The 24,878-nt window shown below is 64.9% G+C and carries 20 protein-coding genes; 8 read left to right on the top strand and 12 right to left on the bottom strand.

Annotated elements, in window-relative coordinates:
* Positions 1-37: 37 nt before the first annotated feature.
* Positions 38-1,015, bottom strand: a complete 978-nt coding sequence (locus G6N81_RS04095) for a Gfo/Idh/MocA family protein (RefSeq protein WP_165133474.1) — start codon at positions 1,013-1,015, stop codon at positions 38-40.
* Positions 1,016-1,136: 121 nt separating this feature from the next.
* Between G6N81_RS04095 and G6N81_RS04090 the strand changes: the two genes are divergently transcribed.
* A complete protein-coding gene (locus tag G6N81_RS04090; RefSeq protein WP_241245061.1) occupies positions 1,137-2,033 on the top strand; it encodes a cation diffusion facilitator family transporter in 897 nt (298 codons plus the stop codon).
* Here the strand turns inward: G6N81_RS04090 and G6N81_RS04085 are convergent.
* Entirely contained in the window at positions 2,024-2,320 is a 297-nt protein-coding gene (locus G6N81_RS04085; protein ID WP_165133468.1) for a metalloregulator ArsR/SmtB family transcription factor, read from the bottom strand. The genes G6N81_RS04090 and G6N81_RS04085 overlap by 10 nt on opposite strands.
* Before the next feature lie 109 nt (positions 2,321-2,429).
* Positions 2,430-4,640, bottom strand: a complete 2,211-nt coding sequence (locus G6N81_RS04080) for an NADP-dependent isocitrate dehydrogenase (protein WP_165133465.1) — start codon at positions 4,638-4,640, stop codon at positions 2,430-2,432.
* Between the two features lie 161 nt (positions 4,641-4,801).
* Between G6N81_RS04080 and G6N81_RS04075 the strand changes: the two genes are divergently transcribed.
* On the top strand, positions 4,802-5,524 hold the full coding sequence (locus tag G6N81_RS04075) for a DUF1361 domain-containing protein (RefSeq protein ID WP_165133462.1): 723 nt from the start codon (positions 4,802-4,804) through the stop codon (positions 5,522-5,524).
* 7 nt (positions 5,525-5,531) lie between these two features.
* On the opposite strand, the gene hrpA is transcribed toward G6N81_RS04075, so the two are convergent.
* A complete protein-coding gene (gene hrpA / locus G6N81_RS04070) occupies positions 5,532-9,509 on the bottom strand; it encodes an ATP-dependent RNA helicase HrpA (protein ID WP_165133459.1) in 3,978 nt (1,325 codons plus the stop codon).
* Positions 9,510-9,629: 120 nt separating this feature from the next.
* Here hrpA and G6N81_RS04065 point away from each other — a divergent pair, with 120 nt between their 5' ends.
* Complete coding sequence (locus tag G6N81_RS04065; protein ID WP_165133456.1) at positions 9,630-10,466, top strand: aldo/keto reductase; 837 nt, start codon at positions 9,630-9,632, stop codon at positions 10,464-10,466.
* Positions 10,467-10,520: 54 nt separating this feature from the next.
* On the opposite strand, the gene G6N81_RS04060 is transcribed toward G6N81_RS04065, so the two are convergent.
* From G6N81_RS04060 to rsmI, 3 genes are all read right to left on the bottom strand, one after another.
* A complete protein-coding gene (locus tag G6N81_RS04060) occupies positions 10,521-10,874 on the bottom strand; it encodes a hypothetical protein (protein ID WP_165133453.1) in 354 nt (117 codons plus the stop codon).
* Between the two features lie 99 nt (positions 10,875-10,973).
* The gene (locus G6N81_RS04055) at positions 10,974-11,306 is read right to left on the bottom strand and encodes a hypothetical protein (protein WP_165133450.1); all 333 of its coding nucleotides are present in this window, start codon (positions 11,304-11,306) and stop codon (positions 10,974-10,976) included.
* A gap of 48 nt (positions 11,307-11,354) precedes the next feature.
* A complete protein-coding gene (gene rsmI, locus G6N81_RS04050; RefSeq protein ID WP_165133447.1) occupies positions 11,355-12,167 on the bottom strand; it encodes a 16S rRNA (cytidine(1402)-2'-O)-methyltransferase in 813 nt (270 codons plus the stop codon).
* 22 nt (positions 12,168-12,189) lie between these two features.
* On the opposite strand from rsmI, the gene G6N81_RS04045 reads away from it, so the two are divergent.
* On the top strand, positions 12,190-13,728 hold the full coding sequence (locus G6N81_RS04045; RefSeq protein WP_165133444.1) for a dolichyl-phosphate-mannose--protein mannosyltransferase: 1,539 nt from the start codon (positions 12,190-12,192) through the stop codon (positions 13,726-13,728).
* A 1-nt stretch (position 13,729) separates the two neighbouring features.
* Here G6N81_RS04045 and G6N81_RS04040 read toward each other — a convergent pair whose 3' ends face one another.
* Positions 13,730-14,437: a FadR/GntR family transcriptional regulator gene (locus G6N81_RS04040; RefSeq protein WP_165133425.1), complete on the bottom strand. Its 708-nt coding sequence runs from the start codon at positions 14,435-14,437 to the stop codon at positions 13,730-13,732.
* 120 nt (positions 14,438-14,557) lie between these two features.
* On the opposite strand from G6N81_RS04040, the gene G6N81_RS04035 reads away from it, so the two are divergent.
* From G6N81_RS04035 to G6N81_RS04020, 4 genes are read left to right on the top strand one after another with little or no spacing between them, the layout of a single operon-like run.
* On the top strand, positions 14,558-15,940 hold the full coding sequence (locus tag G6N81_RS04035) for a GntP family permease (RefSeq protein WP_165133422.1): 1,383 nt from the start codon (positions 14,558-14,560) through the stop codon (positions 15,938-15,940).
* 19 nt (positions 15,941-15,959) lie between these two features.
* Positions 15,960-16,730 carry an SDR family oxidoreductase gene (locus tag G6N81_RS04030; RefSeq protein WP_165133419.1) on the top strand — a complete coding sequence of 257 codons (771 nt, stop codon included), beginning with the start codon at positions 15,960-15,962 and terminating at the stop codon, positions 16,728-16,730.
* A gap of 22 nt (positions 16,731-16,752) precedes the next feature.
* Positions 16,753-17,769, top strand: a complete 1,017-nt coding sequence (locus G6N81_RS04025) for an L-idonate 5-dehydrogenase (RefSeq protein WP_165137750.1) — start codon at positions 16,753-16,755, stop codon at positions 17,767-17,769.
* 5 nt (positions 17,770-17,774) lie between these two features.
* Positions 17,775-19,307, top strand: coding sequence for a gluconokinase (locus tag G6N81_RS04020; protein ID WP_241245060.1), 1,533 nt, complete (start codon positions 17,775-17,777; stop codon positions 19,305-19,307).
* A 24-nt stretch (positions 19,308-19,331) separates the two neighbouring features.
* On the opposite strand, the gene G6N81_RS04015 is transcribed toward G6N81_RS04020, so the two are convergent.
* Genes G6N81_RS04015 through G6N81_RS04000 form a run of 4 tightly spaced genes read right to left on the bottom strand, consistent with a single transcriptional unit; the run spans position 19,332 to position 24,869 of the window.
* On the bottom strand, positions 19,332-21,095 hold the full coding sequence (locus G6N81_RS04015) for an arabinogalactan endo-1,4-beta-galactosidase (RefSeq protein ID WP_165133416.1): 1,764 nt from the start codon (positions 21,093-21,095) through the stop codon (positions 19,332-19,334).
* A gap of 24 nt (positions 21,096-21,119) precedes the next feature.
* The gene (locus tag G6N81_RS04010) at positions 21,120-22,025 is read right to left on the bottom strand and encodes a sugar ABC transporter permease (RefSeq protein ID WP_165133413.1); all 906 of its coding nucleotides are present in this window, start codon (positions 22,023-22,025) and stop codon (positions 21,120-21,122) included.
* Positions 22,025-23,620, bottom strand: a complete 1,596-nt coding sequence (locus G6N81_RS04005) for an ABC transporter permease subunit (RefSeq protein ID WP_165133410.1) — start codon at positions 23,618-23,620, stop codon at positions 22,025-22,027. The genes G6N81_RS04010 and G6N81_RS04005 overlap by 1 nt, the downstream gene beginning before the upstream one ends.
* A gap of 1 nt (position 23,621) precedes the next feature.
* A complete protein-coding gene (locus tag G6N81_RS04000) occupies positions 23,622-24,869 on the bottom strand; it encodes a sugar ABC transporter substrate-binding protein (protein ID WP_165133407.1) in 1,248 nt (415 codons plus the stop codon).
* Positions 24,870-24,878 lie beyond the last annotated feature (9 nt).

The raw sequence follows: 24,878 nt of genomic DNA, 5'->3' as shown, positions 1-24,878 counted from the left end.
GGTCGCGGCAGAGGCGCGTTCTTGTGCCCCGGCCGAGTTATTCCCCGGGGTAGACAACGCCCACTTGGCGGCGAATCTCGTCGAGTGTTCCCATGATCGCGACGGTTTCGTCGATCGGGAGGATGTCGCCGTCTGTGCGGCCAGCGGCGACGAGACGCTCAGCCTCCAGCGCCTGATATTGCATTCCTCGCCCTTCGTGCGTGGGGGTGAACCGCTCGAGCACCGTGCCGTCGCCAGCCGTGACGGTGAAGGACGTCGACGCGTACCAGACGCGATCGATGTCGATGCGTGCGTCGGTGCCGAGAATTTGGGCGGCGTTCGCACCGGCGCCGCGCGATGACGAGAGCGTCGTCGACACGGCTCCCGATGCGTGCGTCATCACCGTGGCCACTTCGGCATCAGCCCCGGTATCGAGCAGGCGGCCGACCGCATGGACTGCTGCCGGCTCGCCCAGAATGTCCCAGGCGAACGAGATGGGGTAGACGCCGAGATCAAGAAGTGCACCCCCACCGAGCGACAGATCATTCAGGCGGTGCGCAGGATTGATCGGAAGTGCCTGCGTGTGGTCAGCAGAAATCGCGCGGATCTCACCCAGAGTTCCGGCTTCGAGAATCTCGTGGATGCGTCGCATGTGGGGCAGATACCGGGTCCACATCGCCTCCATGACGAGAACACCGTTTTCCGCGGCGAGATCGCGAAGGTCCTGCGCCTGTGAGTGGTTGAGGGTGAATGCCTTCTCAACGAGGGCATGTTTGCCCGCGCGCAGCGCGAGTGCTGCGTTCTCTGCGTGCATCGGGTGGGGTGTTGCGACATAGACGATGTCGACATCAGGATCGGCCGCGAGCGACTCGTATGAGTCGTGCGCGCGGGGAATGCCGAACTCGGCGGCGAATGCCTCGGCACCTCCGCGACTGCGGGACCCGACGGCCGCAATGTCGAGACCCGCTGTGCGCAGGTCGCTGGCGAAGGCGTGTGCAATGCCACCGGTTGCAAGGATTCCCCATCGAAGTGCCATGGGCTGAGCTTATCGTTCGCGGAGATGTAATTTCGCCATGAATAGCGATATCATCGATATCTAACGATGAATGGGGGTGCTCATGGGAGCACAGCACGATCATGGGCCATCGAGCGAGGATATGGCGGCGTCGCCCGCGCTGAGCAAACGGCTGGCCATTGCGATCGGACTTGTCTCGACGATCGTCATCGCGCAGCTGATCGGTGCGATCGTTACCGGTAGCCTTGCGATCCTTGTCGACGCCGTCCACTCGATTACCGACTCGGCCGGTCTCGTGGTCGCGTTCATCGCGGCGCGCCTCATGATGCGCCCGCCGACAACCACACGAACATGGGGGTTCCGGCGGATCGAGATCCTGGCCGCGCTCGCGCAAGCCGTATTCCTCATCGGCGCGGCTGCCTACGCTGTTGTTGAAGGGATCGATCGGTGGAGAAACCCGCACGTTGTCGACGCGTCCGCGCTTCTCGTCTTCGCTCTCGCGTCGCTCACTCTCAATGTCGTCGCCGCGCTCGTGCTGGTGGGCCGGCGCGGCGCGAACCTCAACATGCGCGCCGCGTTCCTCGAAGTCGTCATGGACGGGCTGGGAACCGTTGCCGTCGCGCTGTCGGCGATCCTCATGATGACGACCGGTTTCGCGCGCGCGGACACGATCGCTGCGCTGGTGATCGGTGCGCTGATTCTGCCGCGCGCAGGCCTCCTGTTCCGTGACGCGGTGCGCGTTCTCATGGAGTTCACTCCGCGCGGACTTGATCTCGAGGAGGTCCGCACTCATATCGGGGCGATGCCGCACGTTCTCGACGTGCACGATCTGCATGCATCAACCGTCTCGACGGGGATGAAGACACTCTCTGCGCACATCGTTCTCGACGACGAGTGCTTCCACGACGGCCACGCTCCCGAGACACTCGAGAGTATTGGAGTGTGCATGGCGGATCACTTCGACATCATGCACACCACGTTCCAGCTTGAGACCGCTGCACACCGACGTGACGAGGAGGGCGGTGTGATTCACCCCTGACGGAGATGCTCTGCAGCGGCCAGAAGATCGGCAAGCGCCTCTGTGCGCGCGAGGGAGAACAGCGAGGCGCGTCCCTCGGCGCGGGACGTCACGAGGCCCTGACTCCGGAGGCTCGCGAGATGTGTCGACACGGTGCTCTGGGCGAGCCCGAGATGTTCCGTCAGCTCGACCACACGATGCTCGCCGAGCCGCAGGTGGTGGAGTATCGCGAGCCGCGACGGATCGCCAAGGCTACGGAAGAGTGCAGCGGCCCCCGAAATATCGTCATCCGCGTCACTGCTGGTCATACATCGATGATAGAGGCTGGAGCGACGCGGTTGATCTGACTCGCTCGGCACACGCGACAAGTGCCTGTCTCCCCACGCGGGGAGACAGGCACTATCAGGATCAGAGAAATTACAGCGAGGCCAGAGCGGCGTTCAGCGTCGCTGACGGACGCATCACGGCCGAAGCCTTGGCATCGTCGGGGCGGTAGTAGCCGCCGATGTCGACCGGGCGACCCTGCACGGCGATGAGCTCGCCAACAATTGTCTCTTCTTCCGCAGACAGCTTCTCGGCCAGCGGGGTGAACGCTGCCGAGAGTTCGGCATCGTCCGTCTGCTTCGCGAGCTCCTGCGCCCAGTACAGGCCCAGGTAGAAATGGGAACCGCGGTTGTCGATCGTGCCGAGCTTGCGGCCGGGTGAACGGTCGTTCTCGAGGAACGCCGCTGTTGCGGCATCGAGTGTGTCGGCGAGAACCTTGGCCTTGGCGTTGCCCGTTGTCTGCGCGAGGTGCTCGAACGAGGCGGCCAGCGCGAAGAACTCACCCAGCGAGTCCCAGCGGAGGTAGTCCTCTTCGACGAGCTGCTGGACGTGCTTCGGCGCGGAGCCACCGGCGCCGGTCTCGAAGAGGCCGCCACCCGCCATGAGCGGAACCACGGAGAGCATCTTGGCCGACGTTCCCACCTCGAGAATGGGGAACAGGTCGGTGTTGTAGTCACGCAGGACGTTGCCGGTTACCGAGATGGTGTCCTCGCCGCGGCGAATGCGCTCAAACGAGAGCGTCGTGGCCTCTGCGGGGGCCATGATGCGGATGTCGAGCCCGTCGGTGTCGTGCTCGGGCAGGTACTGCCGCACCTTCGCGATGAGGTTCGCATCGTGCGCGCGCGTCTCGTCCAGCCAGAAGATCGCGGGCGTGTTCGAGAGGCGAGCCCGGGTCACGGCGAGCTTCACCCAGTCGCGAATCGGGGCATCCTTCGTCTGGCATGCGCGCCAGATGTCGCCGGATTCCACCGCGTGCTCGAGAACGACCTCACCCGCCGAGTTCACAACACGGACGGTGCCGGAAACCGGGATCTCGAAGGTCTTGTCGTGGGAGCCGTACTCCTCGGCCTTCTGCGCCATGAGGCCGACGTTAGGAACGGTTCCCATCGTGGCAGGGTCAAGCTTTCCGTTCAGACGGCAGTCGTCGATTGCCGCCTGGTAGACACCCGCATAAGACGAGTCGGGGATCACCGCGAGCGCGTCCGCTTCTTCGCCGTCGGGGCCCCACATGTGGCCGCCGCCGCGGATCATCGCAGGCATTGACGCATCGATGATGATGTCGCTCGGCACGTGAAGGCCGGTGATGCCCTTGTCGCTGTTAACCATGGCGAGGCTGGGGCCGTCAGCGATGGCCTTTTCGAACGCCGCCGCGATCTCTGCGCCGTTGTCCAGCGCGCCGAGACCGGCGTAGATGGCGCCGAGACCGTCGTTTGCCGACAGGCCGGCTGCGGCGAGATCCTCGCCGAACTGCGCGAAGACGGGAGCGAAGAACGTCTTGACAACGTGGCCGAAGATGATCGGGTCGGAGACCTTCATCATCGTTGCCTTGAGGTGCGCCGAGAAGAGGATGCCCTCGTCCTTGGCCTGCTGAACGGTCTCGGCCAGAAAGGCGTCGAGTGCCTTGGCACTCATGAAGGTCGCGTCGATGACCTCGCCCTCGAGCACGGGCAGCTTTTCCTTCAACACCGTGACGTCGCCGTCGGCGTCAACCAGTTCGATGCGCAGCACGTCGGCGGCGGGGGAGATGAACGACTTCTCGTTCGAGCGGAAATCGTTCGCGCCCATCGTTGCCACGCGCGTCTTCGAATCGGCGGACCAGTCGCCCATCCGGTGCGGGTGCGCCTTGGCATATGCCTTCACGGCGCCGGGTGCGCGGCGGTCGCTGTTGCCCTGGCGCAGGACGGGGTTGACCGCCGATCCCTTGACCTTGTCGTAGCGGGCGGCGATGTCCTTCTCATCCTCGGTCTGCGGGTCTTCCGGCAGGTTCGGAACGTCGTAGCCCTGCTGCTGCAGCTCGGCGATGGCCGCCTTGAGCTGCGGAACCGATGCCGAGATGTTGGGCAGCTTGATGATGTTGGCCGACGGGTCGTTGGCCAGCTCGCCCAGCTCGCTGAGGGCATCGCCGATGCGCTGCTCCGCGCGGAGGCGCTCAGGGAACTGCGCCAGGATGCGACCGGCGAGAGAGATGTCGCGGGTTTCGAACTCAACGCCCGCCTTACCCGCATAGGCCTCGATGAGGGGAAGCAGTGAGTACGTCGCCAGGAGGGGCGCCTCGTCGGTGTGCGTGTAAATGATCTTGGACATGCGTGACCTGCGCTCCAGAGCTCGTGATTGTGGCTTCACAGACAGGATCGCACAGCAGAGCGTTCCTGCCGCGTGATCTCTTGATATCAAGATACCTGCTCCGGTGTTCCGGGGCGAAAGCGAGGAGGCGTTCCGAGCTCTCCGCGCCGTAAGATCAGGCTGTGGCCGTGCTCATCGCTTGTCTCGCGGTTGTCCTTCTGAACGCCTACGCGGCACTCCTCATCATCCTGCGGTCGCTCGTGTACCGGGTGCGGCTGTACCGGCCCATGTTGCTCAACATCGGTCTCTCCTTCGTTCCCGTTCTCGTCTCCCTCGTCGCTATCGCCGGGTTGCTGGGAATACCGACGCTGCTCTCGATGACGGAGATTCGCCCGAACGTCGCTTCCGCCGCGATCTGGGCCTACCTCGTCGTGGGAACTGCGGCCTGGCTGCTGTTGTTCCCGAACGCGATCTACCTCATCACCGAGCTGAACTTCAGCCATCGTCGTGAGGAAGATCCTGTTCCGCTCTGGTACGACATCATTCAGACGCTCACCGTGACGCTGTCCGGAATCGCGAACGCCGTTGTGAGCCTCGCTGTTGTCCAGACGGCTTTTCTGGTGATTACGGACCCGAATACGAGTGAGGGAATTCCGCTGTCGAGCTGGTCGTTTGCGGCAACCATCATCGTCCTCGGGGCGATCGGCGTGTACCTCGGGCGGTATCTCCGCTTCAACAGCTGGGATGTACGCCATCCGCTCTCGATGCTCAGGAAGCTCGTCATGCATCTTCGGCAGCGCGGAAAGGCCATCGAAGCCGGCGGTTTCGTGCTCACCCACGCCGTGCTCATCGGAATGATCTACGTGCCGCTGTATCTGCTCGGGTTTGGAGCGCTCCGGGGCTGACGGTGCCCTAGCTGCCGAGCGCCTTCACGATGCGCTGAACCGACACCGTTTCGGCCGTTCCGAGACGCTGGGCGAACAAGCTCACCCGGAACTCTTCGAGCATCCATCGGGCGCGCACGAGGTTTTCTGGGGCGGTGATCGGCAGCGGAATGTCGCCGCCCGCCTCCCGGAAGGCCTTCTCCGCGCGCTCGAACTCTGTCATCCAGGCGCGATCGCGTCCCGGTGCGTCTCCGAGGTTTTCGAGACGGATCCGCGCGGCCTCCAGGTAGCGGGGAACGTGGCGCAGACGCTCGGCTCCGGTTTCCAGAACGAACCCGGGGTGGATGAGGTTCTGCAGCTGGCCGCGAACGTCTCCGAGCGCGCCGAGTAGCGTCATGGCGTTTTGTCCCTTGAGCGCCCGCTCTACCTCGCGGGCAGAGGTGAGGATCTTCGACACGAGCGAGACGAGGGCGAAGACATCGTCCACGGATGCCGCCGTCACCTGCGCACGCAGCGCCTCGAAAGCCTCGCGGGTGCGAACGGGACCCGCCGCCGCGATGAAACGATCGGCGACCGCCGCACGACAATCATCGATCACCGCCTTCGGCGAGGAATAGGGTGACGCGGCGAGGGCCAGCTTTTCCTTCGCGGTGAGGTGCTCCTGAATATAGGAAACGGGCGACGCCACCGTCAGGAGGAGAAGGCGCCGTAGCCCCGCGCGCGTGGCGATGGCAGCGTGTTCGGCTGTTGCCTCAACGCGAATCGACACAGAAACCTTCTCGTCGATGATGGCGGGATAGCCGCGCACGACGCCGCCAGCAACGCGCTGGTCAATCGCTTCCGGAAGGTTGCCGAACGACCAATCCGTGAGCTCCGACTGTTCGATGTTCGCCGGAGCGGCGTGTCCGGCGGACATCGTGCCGGGAGAGGGCGCGTGTTGCCCTTTCGGCGGCTGCGAGAGCTGTCGGGCCACCTGTTCGCGAGCGCGCGAGGCAAGCCGGGCCTGCAACTCGGGAAGATCGCGCGACGTTCCCGCCGTGCGGCCGCGCCCATCGACGGCACGGAACGACATCCGCAGATGACCGGGAACGCGGTCCCAGTCGATGTCTGCGGCGGAGACCAGCTGATTCGCCTGGCGCTGGACCAGGCGGGCAACGGCATCGGCCAGCGAGGACGCGGGGCGTCCGTCCGAGTCCTCGGGGCCGGAGCCGACGAGTTCGGACGAGAGCTTCTCCGCCCAGTCGGCGGCGGGAACCACGTGGCGACGGATCACTTTCGGCAGGGCACGGAGCATTGCGGTGATGAGCTCATCGCGCATTCCCGGCACCTGCCAGTCGAAGCCGGTGTTTTCCAGCGAGGCGAGAAGGGCGAGGGGAACGACGACGGTGACACCGTCGTCGTCTGCGCCGGGCTCGAAACGGTATGTCAGCTGCAGGGTCTGATCACCCTGCGTCCAACGCGTGGGGAAGTCGCCGGCGTCGCTGGAAGCATCGCCCTCGATCAGATCGCTCTCGCGCATCGTCAGGAGCTTCGGCGTCTTCTGTAGCGCCTGCCGCCACCAGGATTCGAAGCTGCGAACGTCGAAGACCTCCGCAGGAATGCGCGCGTTGTAGAACGCGAAAACTGCCTCGTCGCCGGCGAGGATGTCGCGCCGGCGCTCGCGCTCTTCGAGTTTTTCGAGGCGGCGGCGGAGCTCGTGATTCTGGCGAAGGAACTGCGTGACCGGCTTCGCGAGTTGCGCCGGGTCCCATTCGCCTTCGACGAGCGCGTGTCGAACGAACATCTCGCGCGCGGCAGGGCGGTCGATGCGCGCGAACTGAATACGGCGCCGCGGCACGATGTCGACGCCGTACAGCGTCACCTTCTCGTGCGCAACCGCGGCTCCGGCGTCCTTCGACCAGTGGGGCTCTGAGATCTGGCGTTTCACCAAATCGCCGGCGAGGTCTTCCGCCCAGGCGGGGTCGATCGCCGCGACAGTGCGGGCGAAGAGTCGCGATGTCTCGACCAGTTCTGCGGACATGACCGCCTTCGGACGCTGCTTCTTGAGGCCGGACCCGGGGAAGATCGCGAACTTCACGCCGCGCGCGCCGCGGTACTCGGCGAAGCGGGCCCCGCGCGCTGAGGCGTTCTTTGCGGTCTCTCGCTCGTCGAGCACGCCGATTTGCGAGAGCAACCCGGCCAGGATGGCGCGGTGGATGGCATCACCCTGGGGGTGTCCCGTCGGGGGAGCGGCGGAACGCGCGCGCGGACCGTCGGAGGGGGACCCTTTTCGGTCGCGGCCGCCGAGCTCGCGGGTGAGGGGACGCAACTGGCGGTGCACATCGAACCACTCACGCACGCGCACGTAGTTCAGATAGTCCGCCCGCACTTCGCGGCGGAACGCGCTCGATCCGAGTTCCCGCTGGCGGTCGCGCAGGTGGTTCCAGAGGTTCAGGAGCGTCAGGAAGTCGCTTGCGGGATCGACGAAACGCGCGTGTGCCTGCTGCGCCTTCTCACGCTCTTCCTCCGGCCGTTCACGCACATCCTGAATGGATAGTCCGGCGACAATCGCGAGAACATCCTCCGTCACACCGTCTTTGTTCGCCTCGATGAGCATGCGCGCGAAGCGGGGGTCGATTGGCAGGCGCGCGATATCGCGTCCCGTGCGGGTCAGGCGCGGACTGCCGCCGCCTCGTCCGAGAGAGACGGCGCCGAGTTCCACGAGCAGATCGAAGGCGGCCTTCACTCCGCGTGAGTCGGGTGGGAGCAGGAAGGGGAATGTCTGGATATCACCGAAGCCGAGCGAGAGCATCTGCAGGATGACGGACGCCAGCGAGGTGCGAAGAATCTCGGGGTCGGTGAACTCAGGACGCTTTTGGAAATCATCGTGCGCGTAGAGGCGAATCGCGATGCCGGGGCTCGTACGGCCGGCGCGACCGGAGCGCTGCCGCGCGGAAGCCTGCGAAACGGCCTCGATGGGGAGGCGCTGAACCTTCGCCCGGTGCGAATAGCGGGAGATGCGCGCGGTTCCCGTGTCGATCACATACCGAATTCCCGGAACGGTCAGCGATGTTTCGGCGACGTTTGTCGCGAGAATCACGCGTCTTTTCAGGCCCGTCACGCGTGATCGTTCGAAAACGCGATGCTGCTCGGCGGCGCTGAGCCTGCCGTAGAGCGGAAGCACCTCGACGCGGGCGGTCTGGCTGCGGAACGCCCCCTGCACGGCGTCCATGGCGTCTCGGATCTCTGCCTCGCCCGGCAGGAAGACCAGAACGTCTCCGGGGGCTTCCCGATCGAGCTCGCGCAGGGCGTGCACGATGGCCTGTACCTCGTCGTCGGCGTCATACGGACGCTCGTCAACGGGATCGGCGTCCTCCGCATCCTCAGGCGGCGGTGATGCGGAAGTGGCCGCCGACGACACCATGGGCCGGTACCGAATATTGACGGGGTAGGTGCGCCCGGAGACCTCAATGATCGGGGCGGGTTCACCATTTGGTTCGGCGAAGTGCGCGGCAAACGACTGCGGGTCGATCGTCGCCGAGGTGATGATGACCTTCAGGTCGGGGCGCTGGGGGAGTAGCTGTTTCAGGTATCCGAGGAGAAAGTCGACGTTGAGCGAGCGTTCGTGCGCCTCGTCCACGATGATCGTGTCGTACTTCTTCAGCAGTCGATCGCGGTGGATCTCGTTCAGCAGAATGCCGTCTGTCATCAGCGCAACGCGCGTTTCGGCGGATACCTGATCCGTGAAGCGCACTTTGTAGCCGACGAGGCCGCCGAGTTCACTGCCGAGTTCTTCGGCAACGCGTTCCGCGATCGTGCGGGCCGCGATGCGTCGCGGCTGGGTGTGGGCGATCGACTTACGCCCCAGCTCCAGCGCCATTTTCGGCAGCTGCGTTGTCTTTCCGGAACCGGTCGCGCCGGCGACAATAACCACCTGGTGATCGCGGATCGCGCCCATGATCTCGTCGCGCGCCTCGCTGACGGGCAGCTCGGGCGGATACGAGATGACGGGTTCGGCGGAAGACATAGCGTTTCAGTCTATTCCTGCGCGGGCGGGTGCGGCGCGACGCTGCGCGGAGCGGTGTCTGCGCCTGCTGAATGCCTCGTCCCGAACCGAGCACGGTCTGAGCGGGAGTAGCCTGAGCGCATGACTGTTCCTACCGTCAAGCTCAACTCCGGTTACGACATCCCTCAACTCGGCTTCGGCGTCTTCTTGGTGCCCCCGGCAGAGGCGGAGAAAGCCGTCAGCGAGGCGCTTGAGATTGGCTATCGCCACATCGACACCGCCGCGATCTACAAGAACGAGGAGGGCGTTGGCGCCGCGATCGCGAAGAGCGGTATCGACCGCTCCGAGCTGTTTATCACCACGAAGCTCTGGAACGATCGCCAGTCCGGCGAGCAGCCGCACGATGCGATGCGCGAGAGCCTCGACAAGCTCGGCCTCGACAGCGTTGATCTGTACCTCACGCACTGGCCGACGCCCGAGCGCGACACCTATTCGAACGCCTGGCAGAAGCTGATCGAGATTCGCGACGCCGGCCTGGCAAAGTCCATCGGCGTCTCCAACCATCTGCCGGCGCACCTCGATCGCATCGTGGAAGACACGGGAGTCGTCCCGTCGATCAACCAGATCGAGCTTCACCCCGCGCATCAGCAGCAGGACGTTCTGGACTGGGCTGCCACGAGCGGCACCAAGATCGAGTCGTGGGGGCCGCTCGGTCAGGGGAAGTACCCGCTGTTCGAGAACCCTGCCGTTGCCGCTGCTGCGGAGACGCACGGGAAAACGCCGGCTCAGGTCGTCATCCGCTGGCACCTCGAGCGTGGTTTCATCGTGTTCCCCAAGTCGGTGCGCAAGGAGCGTATGGCCGAGAACCTCGACGTGTTTGACTTCTCGCTCACCGCAGCCGAGATTGACGCCATCAACGCGATCGATCCGGGCGACGGGTCGGGGCGTGTTTCTGCCCACCCCCTCGAGGTCAACTGATCTCACAACGCTGAAGCGGGGCCGCCTCCGGGCGGCCCCGCTTCAGCGTTTCTGCTATGACGCGGTATCCCGTGCGAAGACGACGAACGCGAGAACGTACCCTCCGGTCATCGAGATACCTGACATGAGCGAAACGTAGGAGAAAAAGCCCGGTGCGAGCGCGGTGAGGGCAATTCCCACGACAGTGAGGGAGGCCCCAATGACCAGGCCGATTCTCGTGTTCTTTTGTCGTCTCGCGTCCAGAGCGGACGTCGGTTCCGCGTTTCGCGGAATGAAGACTCCCGCGAAAACGGCCAAAAGAGCCGTGGCAGCGATGATTGCCATTCCGGGGATGACGTGGCCAAAGACGACAAACGTGATCCCCGTCGCCGCCGCGAGGGGGAAGAAGATGAATCTGATCGCCTTCACCAAGGCTCTTTGTGAACCTGTCACATCATTACTCGTCATCAGTACCTCCGCCGGAGACGCGAATCATGTGTGGGGACCGAGACGACAACGACACCCCGATCACTCGGCGCGGCGGGCGGACGCCTTCACCTCTCGCGAATGCATGGCCATGATCACGACCTTGCGCCAATAAGGCTCACCCGCGAGGTGCGGACTCTCGGCGTAGCGGTTCACGGCCGACAGTAGCGTGGTCAATCCGCACGCCCCGCCGAACAATGTGGCGGGCCAGATGGTGTCCGAACGAACCACCGTCGCCAGAAAAAAGAAACCAATGCCGACGATGATCGCGCTAACTCTCGTGCGGCGCGTTCCGCGTTCCACCGCCAGGCCGACACCGACACCGACGAGAACCGCGAGGGCCAAGAAGCCCCACATGCTGGTGATCAGTTCCATGACGGCGTTCCCTGCTCTCGGCGTATTTCTCGCGGCCCTATGTCGTCGCTACGTCCCGAGCGTAGCTTGGTACAGATCACGGGCGCTCAGGCCCGTTTGCTGAGCAACCTCACGGGTGGCTTCCTTCAGGCGCGTTCCCTGTTCGACCAGGACGCGCACCTGCGCGACGCCCTCATCGAGGGGAACATCACGACGCTGGGCGCCGGCGACCACGATGACGAGCTCTCCGCGCACACCCGCAGACGCCCAGTCGGCCAGCTCGGCCAGGGTTCCGCGCGCGACCTCCTCATGCATCTTGGTGAGCTCACGGGCAACGGCAGCCAAACGGTCCGTTCCGAAGACGTCCGCCATATCGGTGAGAGTCTGTGCGACGCGCGTTGGCGCCTCGAAGAACACGAGCGTTCTCGGGTCCTGAGCCACCGCGGAGAACATCCGCTTTCTGTCGCCCTGTTTCCTCGCGACGAATCCCTCGAACGTGAAGCGATCGGTGGGTAAACCCGACACGGCCAGGGCGGTCAAGACGGCGCTCGGGCCGGGGATCGCCGTCACCTGCACACCGGCCGCGGTCGCAGCGTGCACCAGCCCGTAGCCGGGATCGCTTACGGTGGGCATGCCCGCGTCGCTGAGGACGAGAACATCCTGATCTCGCGCCAACTCCACAATCTCGGCGGCCTTTTGCTTCTCGTTGTGATCGTGCAGGGGGATCAGGCGGGGCCGGTTGTCGATGCCGAGTGCCTTGAGTAGCTTCTGGGTGGTGCGGGTGTCTTCCGCGGCGATTGTTGTCGCCTGGCCGAGCATCTCGATCAGACGCGTCGAGGCGTCGCCGAGGTTTCCGATCGGGGTGCCGCCGAGGATGATCATTTCTTCACCCTAAGCTGACGGGGTGAGGGAGCGATCCACGCTGAAGGGAGCCGAGCGCATCGCGCGCTGGGCCGTTCCGCTGTCGGTAACGGCCGTGGCGGCGGCCGTGCGCATTGCCGGTGTCGGCGGTCCGCAGGAGCTGATCTTCGACGAAACGTACTACGTGAAGGACGCGTGGACGCTGCTCAATCTCGGCTATGAAGGGTCGTGGCCCGACGACCCCAACCCGGCCTTCACGGCCGGACAGGTCGATGGATACTCGGATGAGGGGGCATTCGTCGCGCATCCGCCGTTCGGGAAGTGGATCATTGCCCTCGGCATGATGATCTTCGGAGCCGAATCGGCCTTCGGGTGGCGGTTCGCAACGGCCGTTGTTGGAACCGCGATGGTGCCGCTGCTGTATGCGTTCGCACGGCGCATCACACGCTCGGTCTGGTTCGCGGGCGCGGCGGCAGTGCTTCTCGCTCTCGATCCGTTGGCCATCGCGATGAGCCGCGTCGCGCTTCTCGACACCCCGCTCGCGTTTCTCGTTCTCCTTGCCCTGTGGTTCGCCCTGCTCGATCGTCCGGGAACGGTCGCGGCGATTCGCGCCGGTGTCGCGGACAACCGCATCGCCGGTCCGACGCTGTGGCGACGGCCGTGGCTCCTAGCGGCGGGCATCACCCTGGGGCTGGCAACAGGCGTGAAGTGGTCCGGGTTGTACGCGCTCGCCGCCCTCGGCATCGCCGTCGTGCTTGCCGACATGTTCGACCGCAAGCGCGCCGGCGTCGAGCGCTGGCTGGAGGCCGCGATCGGGCGGCAGGCGCCGGCGTCCTTCGTGCTCCTTGTTCCGACAGCGCTTCTGAGTTACCTCGTCACATGGACAGGGTGGCTGATGACAACGGGCGGCTACGACCGGTCGTCGAGCGCGAATCCGATCGTCGCGCTCTGGAACTATCACCGCGGCGTTCTTGCCTTCCACGAGGGGGTCACAACGCCCCACACCTACGCCAGTCCCGCGTGGGAGTGGATCCTGATGCTCAACCCGACGCTGATGTACCGCCAAACGGCGGAGACCTGTGCGCTCGGAGACGACTGTGTTGGTCTGATGGCGGCGCTGCCCAACCCCATTCTGTGGTGGGCAGGCATGCTGTCGATCCTCTGGATCCTGGTGCGGTTCGTGCGGGCGCTCATTCTCCGTACACCGCTGGTTGCCGCCGATGGCTGGGTCCTTGTGGGCGTTGCCGGAACCTTCGCGCCGTGGCTGCTGTTCCCCGAGCGCACAATGTTCTCGTTCTATGCGATCACGCTGTTGCCGTTCGTGATTCTCGCCGTCGTTTTCCAGCTTCAGAGGATGGTGGCGCCGCGGGAGCTCGTTCTGCTCAATGAACCAACGCGCGCCGAAGTCCTTGCCGAGCGAGAGCGCGCCGCTCAGGAGCAACGCGCGTGGCTGATCACATCCGGCGTGTTCGTTGGGCTGCTCATCGCCGTCGCTGTTTTCTACCTCCCGTTCGGCACGGGAATGCTCGAACCGCAGGGGCTCTACCGCGCTCATCTCTGGCTTCCGGGCTGGTTCCTTTAAATCAGACCGACAGTGATCCGTCGTTCTGGATCTCGTCCCACACAGTGTGCATGTGGGTACGGGAGTGGTGTTCGGCGAGGGCGGAGTCGCCCGAGGTGACGGCGTCAGCGACGGCAGCGTGCTCTTCCAGCGTTCCGGGAGCGGGAACAGACGGCGTCAGACCGAGTCGTGACCGGCCGCGGAGGACCTCTTCGACCGGCCGCGTCAGGGCCGCGAGCTGCGGATTGCCGGAAGCGCGCAGCAGGAGCAGATGGAACGCGACGTCCACCTCGAGAAACTCATCGGATGCCCCGTGTCCCTTGGCCCCTAGTTCATGGAGGGCCTGTGCGAGGCGACGAAGTTCTGCGCGCTGGCCGGGGGAGGCGCGCTGTGCGGTGAGGCGCGCCGCCATCGGTTCCACCGCCACGCGCAACTCCATGAGGGCCTCAAGCTGCTGTTGCCGGAACGGGCCGCGCAGGTTCCACTCGATGAGCTGAGGGGAGAAGGCGTCCCATTCTTCGCGTGGACGAACGGTAATGCCAACGCGGCGCCGGGACATCACCATGCCGATGCTCTCGAGGACTCGGATGGCTTCGCGTGCCACGGTGCGGGAGGCTGCGCACTCGTCTTCGATGCGTGCGAGGGTCAGGATGCTTCCGGGGGGAAGGGCGCCGGACGCAATGCGCTCGCCGAGATCATCAACGACGCCATCGTGGATGCTGCGTGACATCGATGCCTCCTTGCTTCGCCACTAGTGCTACCTTACAGTGTCTATAAGTAGTACCTTTGGCGTCTGTCACCACCGATGGTGGCAGACGATACGTCCGGAAGAATTCGATGGAGAATCACCATGACTGCTGAGTGGGAGCAGACGCTCGGGGCTGGACCCCTGTTGGGCATCGCGGCTGGCGCCGTCCTCCTTATCCTTTTTCTTGTCATCCAGCTGCGCCTGCACGCGTTCCTCGTGCTGGTGCTCGTTTCGCTGCTGACGGCCGTCGCAACGGGTATTCCCGCCGGGCGGGTGGTCTCCACGCTGACGGACGGTTTTGGCGGCACCCTCGGGTCCGTCGCCCTGCTGATCGGACTCGGCGCCGTGCTCGGACGACTGATCGAGTCATCCGGTGGTGCGAAGGCCGTTGCCGATTCCATGGTGCGGATCTTCGGTGAGAAGCGCGCCCCGTTCGCGCTCGGTCTGACCTCCCTCGCACTCGGTTTCCCGATCTTCTTCGACGCCGGTTTGATCGTCATGCTGCCGATCATCTTCGCCGTCGCGCGTCGCATCGGTGGCAAGAACCTGTTGCTGTTCGGATTCTCCGGCGCCGTGGCGTTCTCGGTGATGCACGTCTTCGTGCCGCCGCACCCCGGCCCCGTCGCCGCAGCCGATTTCTTTGAGGCCAACATCGGCCTCGTTCTGCTTCTCGGCCTCGTCATCGCGTTCCCCACGTGGTACGTCTCCGGATACCTCTGGGCGAAGTTCGTGAACTCGCGCTACCCGATGATCGTTCCTGCACTGTTCGGCGCGACCGACGACGACCAGCCGAAGAACCCGCCGAAGACGTCGACGGTCATGATGATCCTGCTGTTGCCGCTTGTGCTGATCTTCCTCAACACCGGCCTGAACACTCTCAACACGATGGGTGTCACGGACGCCGACGAGCTATGGGTGCAGGTGCTCATGCTCATCGGAGCATCGCCGATCGCCCTGCTCATCACCGTTCTCGTGGCGCTTCTCGTTCTCGGTAAGTTCCGCGGCGAAAAGGGCTCCGCGCTGGAGAAGCTGGTCGATGGCACGTTCGGCCCCGTCGCCTCGGTCATCCTGATCACCGGCGCCGGTGGAATGTTCGGTGGGGTGCTTCGCGCGTCCGGTATCGGTGACGCCCTCTCGGGATCGCTTGCTCAGCTGGGCCTGCCGGTGATCGTCGCGGCCTATGTGATTGCGGTGATCCTTCGCCTCGCGCAGGGCTCCGCAACGGTTGCTCTCGTGACAACGGCCGGACTCATTGCCCCGGCAGTGACCGGCGGAGACTTCAGCGCGATGCAGGCTGCGGCCATCACGCTCGCCGCTGCCGCCGGTTCGGTGTTCGCCAGCCACGTCAACGACTCCGGCTTCTGGCTCGTCGGACGCCTCATGGGGATGGACGTGAAGACCACCCTGAAGACCTGGACCGTGCAGCAGTCGATCGAGTCGGTCGTCGGGTTCGCGCTCGTTCTCGTGATTTACCTCATCTTCTGATCCGCTGGAGGGAGGACCCATGAATTCCGAACTGTTCGACGTTTCCGGACGCCTCGCTCTCGTCACCGGATCATCTCGGGGCCTCGGCCGTGCTCTTGCAACAGCGCTGGCCGAGGCAGGGGCCCGTGTGATTATGCACGGCCGCGACGCTGAAGCGCTCGATAACACCGCCAGCGCGATCGGTGACCAGACGGGAACGCGCCCCGCGCATATCGCCTGTGATCTGACGGACGCGGCCGCCGTCGAAGCGGCGATGAGCAGCCTCATCACTGAGCACGGTGTGCCGGACATTCTGGTGAACAACGCCGGCTTGCAGCGTCGGGCGCCCTTTACCGAGTTCCCCGTCTCCGACTGGGATGCGGTGATCGCGAGCAATCTCTCGAGTGCCTTCTACGTGTCTCGCTTCATCACTCCGGCGATGGCGGAGCGGGGATCGGGCAAGGTCGTCAACATCGCCTCGGTGCAGTCGAAGCTGGCGCGGCAGACGATCGCCCCGTACTCGGCGTCCAAGGGCGGCGTCGCGTTGCTCACACAGGGCATGGCCGCCGACCTCGCTCGATACGGCGTGCAGGTCAATGCGATCTCACCCGGTTATTTCGCAACAGAGATGAATCGCGCGCTGGTTGAGGACGAGCAGTTCAACAACTGGTTGGTCAACCGCACCCCCGCTCACCGCTGGGGGGACTTCAGCGAACTGCGCGGAGCTTTGCTGTTCCTTGCCTCAGACGCGTCGAGTTTCGTGTCCGGACAGAACATTTTCGTCGACGGCGGCATGACCGCCGTCGTCTAGGGAGAACATCATGAGCGAGACGATGCGGGCCGTCTGGATCGACGGGAAAGATGAGATCGCCGTGCGCGAGGTTCCGGTTCCGGAGGTGTCGGACGGTGAGGTGCGCGTGCGCGTTACGCACGTGGGAATCTGCGGCTCAGACCTGCACTACTTCTTTGACGGGGCCAACGGCGAGTATGTCGTGCGGGAACCGCTGATCCCCGGCCACGAACTATCGGGAACGGTTGATCACGACCCGTCCGGACGATTCGCGACCGGAACCCCCGTGACGGTGCACCCGGCACGATTCGGCACCGAGGTGCACGGAACAGCGGGACAGCCGCACCTGTGGCCGAACGGTTCGTATCTCGGCAGCGCCTCCACGTGGCCCCACACCCAGGGCGCCATGAGCGAACTGCTCATCGTGCGGCAGGAGATGATCCGCGTTCTTCCGGAGACGCTCCCCGTGTCGCGAGCCGTGTTGGCGGAGCCGCTCGGCGTCGCCCTGCACGCGGCGACGCGTGCAGGTGACCTCGCCGGTGCGCGGGTTCTCGTCTCGGGAGCCGGGCCGATCGGCTTGCTCGCCCTTGTCGCGGCGAAGGCACGCGGTGCCGCCCACGTCACGGTGAGCGATGTCTTGACGGAACCGCTGCAGCGCGCCACGGCTCTCGGCGCCGACGCCACGGTGCAGGTCACCGCGGAAGCGCTGCGACCGGAGTCATTCGACGTTGTTCTCGAATGCTCGGGGGCGACAGTGGCGATCAGCGCCGCTGGAGTTGCCGTGCGTCGACGCGGAACGGTCGTGCAGGTGGGGATGGTCCCGAACGAGCCACGCCCCGTGAACCTCGCCCCGTTTATCTCAAAGGAAGTCACCCTGCTGGGCGCCTTCCGTTTCCTCGACGAAATTGACGAGGCCGTCCAGATTCTTGATGCTCAGCCAGAAATCGAGAGCGTCGTCACACACATTCTTCCTGCCGCCGACGCGCGGCACGCGTTCGAGGTCGCACGAGATTCGCGCGTATCCGGCAAGGTCGTTGTGGACATGAAACAGGGAGAGTGATCTGAGTGGGACAGGCGCGCGACGTCGTCATCGGCATCGACATGGGAACGACCGCAACTAAGGTCGTTGCCTACCGGCCGGACGGCTCGGCGCTGGCGCAGGCATCCAACGGTTACCCGTTGGATGAGCCCGCGCCGGGGCACGCGGAACAAGACCCTCGGCACATCCTCGATGCCGTGTATCGCGGTGTGAATGAGGTCGTCGCCGCGGTCGGATCCGACCGCATCGCTGGTCTGTCCTTCTCCAGTGCCATGCACAGCATCATGGCGCTCGCCGCGGATGGTAGGCCGCTCACTCCCGTGATCACGTGGGCTGACACGCGTGCGGCAGAAGAAGCCGGTCGCCTGCGCGACTCGGGATCCGGGCTTGCCCTGCACCGGCGAACGGGAACGCCCGTTCACCCCATGTCACCGCTGAGCAAACTCGCCTGGTTCCGGCTGAACGAGCCCGAGTTGATGGCGCGCGCGGCAATGTGGGCGGGCATCAAAGACTGGGTCCTTCTGCAGATGACGGGCCGGCTCGTGATGGACCACTCGCTCGCGTCCGCCACCGGCCTCCTCGACATCCACCAGCTGATGTGGGACGACGAGGCGCTGCAGATCGCCGGGATCACGGCGGATCAGCTCCCGGAGCTCGTCTCGACCACGGCGCAGGTGGGGAGTTTGACCTCCGCTGCGATCGCTGCCACGGGCCTCGCCCCCGACACCGCCGTGATCGCCGGCGCGGGCGATGGGCCGTTGGCGAATCTCGGCGTTGGCGCGGTGCGAACCGGCGTTGCGGCGTGTTCGGTAGGGACGTCCGGTGCCCTACGCGTCGTTGTCGATCGCCCGGCCGTTGATCCGCTCGGCGGCGTGTTTTGCTACGCCCTCACCGAGAATCGCTGGGTGATCGGCGGGGCCATTAACAATGGCGGCGTCGTACTCGACTGGGTCCGCAGCGAAATCGCCGGCGGCGACGCGGGCCTGTCAACGGCTCAGCTGCTCGACGAAGCCATGACCGTTCCCGCCGGCGCGGGAGGCCTCCTGATGCTGCCGTATCTGCTGGGGGAGCGCGCACCCCGATGGGGCGGCGTCGCGCGCGGTGCGTTCGTCGGACTCACCCGCCAGCACAAGCGTGCGCACCTGGTGCGCGCGGCGGTCGAGGGCGTCGCTCTTCAGCTGACGCTGGTGTTGCAGTCGATGCGTCAGGCCGATCTACCGATCGATGAAATTCGTGCAACGGGCGGGGTGATGAAGCACCCCATCTGGCGGCAGACGCTCGCGAGTGCCTTCGACAGCCCGATCGGACGCCCGGACACACCGGAAGGGTCAGGGTTCGGCGCCGCGCTGTTGGGGATGGAGGCGCTCGGCCTCATCGAATCGATTGACGTGGCGGCCGAGATGGTTCCCGCCCGCAAAACGACCGAGCCGATTGCCGCCGATGCGGCGGTCTACGCCGAGCTGCGCCCCGTTTTCGAGAGGCTCTACGGTGCGCTCCTGCCGGCCAACGTCACGTTGCAGGACATCGGCAGCCGCTTGCCGTTGACGCACGCCCAATAGCAAGCGGCTGCCGAGATCGTCCTCTCAGGGCAGACGAATCAGACGGACGTCGTCGATCGTGCCCCAGGCGCCGGCTGAGAGGTCCCACGAGATCGTCACGGTCACGTCCTGACGATGCGTCACGCGCAGGGGACCCGTCTCCGCCGTACGGTACGCGCGCCACCCGTCGAAGGCGAGCGGAGTCTCCGCCGACCGCGTCTGCGCGAGATGAGCGCGCGGTGAGGCCTGCGGCGGAAGGTGCGTTGGAGTGGCCGTTGCGGTCAGCACGACAGTGTCTTCTGAGCCCGTGTCGCCGCCCTGCGATGTGGCGATCGCCACGTATTCGCCCGCAGCGAGGCCACTGACCGTCTGCGATAGAGAACCGGTGAAGTCCGCGTCATGCCACACGTGCAGGGCGTTTTCGCCTTCGAATGCGTCGGCGTGCCATCCGATCGATCCGCCGGTGCCCTCGAGCGTCCACTGCGCTGCGCCGTCTCCCTCGAAGCCTCCGCCCGGAAGCCAGGACGGTTCGCGTTCATCGTCGTCCGTGGGGTCTTCGCCCTCTCCCGTTCGGACAAGGTCGAAGATGCGCAGTGAGGGAAGGGGAGTGCCGTCGAAGGCGAACAGGGCTTGGTTGTCGACGGCGGAGCCACCGTGCCAGACGCCCGCGTCGTGCGGGTCATACTCGCTTGCCCAGCTGCTTGCCCAGCCCGATCCGTCGCGCTCCCACAGGATGCGGTTGTTCTCCACGTCGGTCGGCGCGCCAACCGGCAGCCATGCGGGCTCCCAGTAGTAGACCCCCACACCGGCCGGCCCGACGTCGGCAACCGCCTGAACCACATCGCGAAACGCCGTCGCCTGGCCCTGCGGGCTGACAGGGTAGGCAGCCGCCTGCTCCTCGCGAACGATGGTGTTCTCATGCCCGTCTCCGTCGTCGAGCGTGTACGCCCACGAGGTCTCGACGACGGCGACATTTTTGTCGTAGGTCGTGGCGACGTGCGAGAGAACCTCGGTGAGGTTCTCGGTCGAGCCGTGCCAGAACGGATAATACGAGGAGGCGAACACGTCATAGTCCACGCCGCGGGTGTCGAGCTCGGCGGCGAAAGAGGCGTATTGCCCCGCCCGCTCAGGGTTGGTGAAGTGCAACGCAACCTGGGCCTCCGGGGCCGTGTCGCGCACCGCCGCCGATCCGGCCGAGAAGATCGCAGCCATGGCGTTCCACCCACTGTGCCCTGCCACAGCGCTGTTGGTTTCGTTGCCCACCTGCACCATGCGAACGTCGATGTCTGCGTCGACGAAGCGGACGAGCGTGTCGGCGGTGAAGTCGTAGACAGCGGACGCGGTCTCGTGGACGGAGAACCCTTCCCAAGCCTTCGGCGTCTGCTGTTTGCCGGGGTCGGCCCAGAAGTCGGAATAATGGAAGTTCACGAGTACTCCGAGACCGGCGGCATCCGCGCGCGCTCCGATCTCCAGGGCGCGCTCTACGCCGACGTTTCCGCCGCCGTAGCCGTTGCCGTTCGTGTCAAAAGGATCGTTCCACACGCGCACGCGCACATCGGTCACGCCGTGCTCGGCGAGAACATCGAACAGATCCGCGGGCGTTCCATCGGTGTTCCGGAAGACCACGCCAGACTCTTCGAGCGACAACACGGACGAGACGTCGACGCCTAACGGGAAGTCATCCGGAAGATCTGCGACGGCGGGAACGGTGAGATCAGACGTTCGGGTGTCGGCGACGGCGGGAATCGCGGCGAGGCTGGCGGCGACGGTCAGCGCCGCCGCCGATGCGATGAGAGGTCGAACATTCATGTGCACTCCTTCGTGCAGAGAAGATCAGCCCTTCACCGACCCGGCTGTGAGGCCGCCGACGATGTAGCGCTGAAGGGACAAGAACAGAACAAGAACGGGAAAAGACGCGACAACGGCGCCCGCCGCGAACAAGCCCCACCGGCTGGTGAGCTGGTTCGACACCCACTGATACATCCCCACCGCGAGCGTCCAGTTCGGCTCGCTGGTGAGCACGATCTTCGCGAGGATGAAGTCGCCGAACGCCGAGATAAAGGCGAGGAGCCCGACCACCGCGAGAATCGGCGTGACAAGCGGCATGATGATCCGCCAGAACACCTGTGCGTGCGTTGCGCCGTCGATTTTCGCGGATTCATCGAGATCCTGCGGGATGGAGTTGAAGAACCCATACATCAGGAAGGTGTTCGCGCCAAGTGCGCCGCCGAGATAGATGCAGATCAGCGCGATTCGCGAGTTGATTCCCAGGGCCGGCACCACCTCACCGAGCGCGAGCAGCATGAGGAACACCGCCACGAAGGCAACGGTCTGTGGGAACATCTGGATCACCAGAAGCGACGTCAGACCCACACGCCGCCCGGTGAACCGGAATCGTGAGAATGCATATGCTGCCGCAGCGCCCATGATGACGGCGCCGAGCGACGAGGCGATTCCGACGTACAGGGTATTGCCCATCCACGTCCAGAAGTGCGTTCCCGCGAGGGCTTCGTAGCTTCCCAGATCGAACGAGCGGAAGAGCTGGCTCGAGCTTGCCAGACTGCCGCGGGCGTCAAGGGAGGCGCTCACGATAAACAACAGGGGGAACATGGCGTAGCACAGGATGAGGATCGCTACGGGGTACTTCCATCCGACCTCTGCCCACCAACGGCCGCGTCGTGCTCGTGCACGCGTCCGGCCGACGCCGCTCGTCGTGACCAGTTCCGTTGTGGTGGACATCAGGAGATCTCCTCGAGCTTGCGGGTCTGCCGCAGCGCAATCGCCGAAATAATGCCGATGACGATGAAAACGATGATCGACAGTGCGCTGGCCAGGCCGTAGTCGGCGGAACCCCCCTGAATGCCCGAGATGCGATAGATCGCGGAGATGAGGATGTCCGTCGTGCCCAGGTTCGTTCCACTGCCCATCGCCGGACCGCCTTCCGTCAGCATGAAGATGATCGTGAAGTTGTTGAAGTTAAAAGCGAAGGAAGCGATCGCCAGCGGCGCCGTTGCGACGAGCAACTGCGGAAGGATGATCGACGAGAACGAGCGCCACCGGCCGGCGCCGTCGATGGTCGCCGCCTCGAGGGTGTCTCGGGGCAGGGCTTGTAGCGCGCCGGTGCACACGAGGAACCAGTACGGGTAGCTCAGCCAGAGGTTCACCCAGAGGATCGCGATTTTCGCGAGCCACGGGTCTCCCAGCCAGTTGATGTTCGCCCCGAAGAAGAACAAGTCATTGATGACGCCGAACTCGGAATTGAGCATGCCGCGCCAGAGCAGAGCTGACATGAAGGCGGGAAAGGCATAAGGCAGGATGAACAGGGTGCGCAGAACTGCTCTGCCGCGCACGCGTTCGTCGTTGTAGATGAGCGCGAACAGCAAGCCGAGACCGAATGCGGTGACAACCGACAAGATGGCGAAGGCGAACGTCCACACCGTGACCTGCGTCAGGGGTCCGCGCAGGTCAGGGTCTGTTGCCGCGCGGATGAAGTTCTCGAAGCCGACGCCGACGTACCAGCCCGTTGCGAGCTCCTGTCCGTCCGCGGAGCGGAACTTTCCGCGGTCAGACGGTTCGTAAACGGTTCCGGTCGATGAATCGGTCAGCGTCTGAGCGGCGTCATCCCACGTCAGGGTCGACGAATAGACGGTTGCGGTAGATCCTTCGCGAGTACGCATCGATCCGTCTTCCGCATCGCCGGAGACGGGGACGCGAAGCGACACAACCTCGCGCTGGAGGGCGGCATCGGTTAAGACCTCCGCGCGGGGGATCACCTGATAACCCGGAACAGTGTCGGGAGATCCACCCGCGCCGATCGTGGCGCCGGATACGCGCGCCAGCGGCTCGTCAGCCGTTCCCACGCGCACCTCGGTGCCATCGGCGATTGCAAACCCTAGCTCGCCATCGCGCTCAACGATGGCGATGGGATAGCTCTCGGCCCCCTCGACGCGGCGCTCATCGTGGATGAGCGCCGCGTCGACCGCCTGGTCCATCGACCCCGCGTGCCCCGTTCCGTAGTTCGTGAACGCGACATAGCCGGTGTACGCGAAAACGAAGATCTGGAAGATCAAGAGGAAAGACAGCCCGGGAAAGAGGTACTTCATCGGCACAGCGCGCCGGGAGAAATACACGATGTCGGCCGAGATCGTCAGCGCCACCGTCGCGATGAGGATCAGCCAAGACTCGGCAGCCCACGCCGACAGCGCGATCGAGATTCCGAGCGCGTTCACGAGGGCCATGAGCGCGAGCTTCACAAGGAAGCCCGCGCCGCCGGTGCCCCATGAGCGCGCGTGCGACACGCCGCGCGGACGGGAAGGGGACAAGGGAACGGTCATCTCAGCCGATCGTCGACTCGAGCTCGGTGACCATGGCGTTCCACGTCGACGCGGGGTCGGATCCGTTGATGATTTGCACCTCTGCGGCGTTCCAGAGGTCCCAGACATCGCCCATCTCGGGAATTGACGGCATGGGAACCCCGTTCTGGCTCGACTCGAGGAAACCGGCAACGATGGGGTCAGACGCCACCTCGTCCGCGAGGACCGACAGCGCGGGAATCCGGGGATCTGCCTCGTAGAGGGTGCGTTGTGCGTCTTCCGTTCCGAGGAAGTTCACGAGGAACTCCTGCGCGAGGAGGGAGTTCTCGCTCTGCGACGACAGATAGAAGCCCTGAACGCCGACGAATGGCGCAGCGGGCTCGCCTCCGGCAGAAGGAATCGGACCGACCGCGATGTTCTCGACGTCGGTGAACGACGGCAGAGCCCAGGGGCCCTGAACGGTAAAGGGCGTCTCGCCGGAGTTGAACAGCTCGTTGTTGATGTCATAGTCGATCGTCGTCGACAGGTAGCCCGTGCCCTGGGAACCGTTGTCGAACAGCCACTGTGCGAAGGCCTCGCCTGCCTCGCCGCCCATACCGACGTCGCTCGTGTACGAGCCGTCATCGTCCTGGACGAAGACGGGGGCGCCGAACGATGTCTGGAACCCATACATCGTGTATCCGTCGCCGGTTTCGCCCGCGGTGTTGATGGCGACGGGGCGATCGGACACCGCGAGGCCGGCGGCGATCATGTCGTCCCACGTCTCCGGCGCTTCTTCGCCGACGAGATCGGCGTTCTGAATGAGGGCGATCGTTTCGAGTGAGTACGGAAGAGCGTAGAGCTGACCGTCGTACGTCATGGCCTCGATGGCGACTGGCTCGAAGTCGTCGGCTGCCGGGCCGATGTCGATTGTGTCGACTACGCCCGCTGTGACGAGCGCGCCGAGCCAGTCGTGTGCGCCAACGGTGATGTCTGGCCCTTCTCCCGTGGGGACCTGGACGATGAAGTCGTTGCGAAGATCTTCGAAGTTCTTCTGCACGAGGGTGACGGTGGCGCCCGTTTCTGCCTCGAAGGCGGTCGCCGCTTCCCGCAGGGCGCCTTCGCGCTCGGCGTCCGTCCACACAACCAGCTCCGGCCCGCCGGGGGCAGGCTGCTGCTGTGTGTCTTCGGTCTCACCCGGTGCGGGCGCATCGGAATCGGCGCCGGCTCCGCAGCCGGCGAGGACGAGCGCTCCAGCAAGGGCGCCGCCGATGATGAGCTTTCTGTTCATGCGTGTCTC

This window comes from Microbacterium amylolyticum, from assembly GCF_011046975.1.
Taxonomy (GTDB): domain Bacteria; phylum Actinomycetota; class Actinomycetes; order Actinomycetales; family Microbacteriaceae; genus Microbacterium; species Microbacterium amylolyticum.
Note: the sequence above shows the minus strand (reverse complement) of the source record. Positions and strands in the feature narration are given on the sequence as shown.

Excerpts from the sequence above, each read along its gene's own strand:
- G6N81_RS04015 (WP_165133416.1), bottom strand. The coding sequence starts at position 21,095 with ATGAATGTTCGACCTCTCATCGCATCGGCGGCGGCGCTGACCGTCGCC.
- hrpA (WP_165133459.1), bottom strand. The coding sequence starts at position 9,509 with ATGTCTTCCGCCGAACCCGTCATCTCGTATCCGCCCGAGCTGCCCGTC.
- G6N81_RS04025 (WP_165137750.1), top strand. The coding sequence starts at position 16,753 with ATGCGGGCCGTCTGGATCGACGGGAAAGATGAGATCGCCGTGCGCGAG.
- G6N81_RS04030 (WP_165133419.1), top strand. The coding sequence starts at position 15,960 with ATGAATTCCGAACTGTTCGACGTTTCCGGACGCCTCGCTCTCGTCACC.
- G6N81_RS04010 (WP_165133413.1), bottom strand. The coding sequence starts at position 22,025 with ATGTCCACCACAACGGAACTGGTCACGACGAGCGGCGTCGGCCGGACG.
- G6N81_RS04065 (WP_165133456.1), top strand. The coding sequence starts at position 9,630 with ATGACTGTTCCTACCGTCAAGCTCAACTCCGGTTACGACATCCCTCAA.
- G6N81_RS04090 (WP_241245061.1), top strand. The coding sequence starts at position 1,137 with ATGGCGGCGTCGCCCGCGCTGAGCAAACGGCTGGCCATTGCGATCGGA.
- G6N81_RS04095 (WP_165133474.1), bottom strand. The coding sequence starts at position 1,015 with ATGGCACTTCGATGGGGAATCCTTGCAACCGGTGGCATTGCACACGCC.
- G6N81_RS04035 (WP_165133422.1), top strand. The coding sequence starts at position 14,558 with ATGACTGCTGAGTGGGAGCAGACGCTCGGGGCTGGACCCCTGTTGGGC.
- G6N81_RS04005 (WP_165133410.1), bottom strand. The coding sequence starts at position 23,620 with ATGACCGTTCCCTTGTCCCCTTCCCGTCCGCGCGGCGTGTCGCACGCG.
- G6N81_RS04055 (WP_165133450.1), bottom strand. The coding sequence starts at position 11,306 with ATGGAACTGATCACCAGCATGTGGGGCTTCTTGGCCCTCGCGGTTCTC.
- rsmI (WP_165133447.1), bottom strand. The coding sequence starts at position 12,167 with ATGATCATCCTCGGCGGCACCCCGATCGGAAACCTCGGCGACGCCTCG.
- G6N81_RS04000 (WP_165133407.1), bottom strand. The coding sequence starts at position 24,869 with ATGAACAGAAAGCTCATCATCGGCGGCGCCCTTGCTGGAGCGCTCGTC.
- G6N81_RS04080 (WP_165133465.1), bottom strand. The coding sequence starts at position 4,640 with ATGTCCAAGATCATTTACACGCACACCGACGAGGCGCCCCTCCTGGCG.
- G6N81_RS04085 (WP_165133468.1), bottom strand. The coding sequence starts at position 2,320 with ATGACCAGCAGTGACGCGGATGACGATATTTCGGGGGCCGCTGCACTC.
- G6N81_RS04040 (WP_165133425.1), bottom strand. The coding sequence starts at position 14,437 with ATGTCACGCAGCATCCACGATGGCGTCGTTGATGATCTCGGCGAGCGC.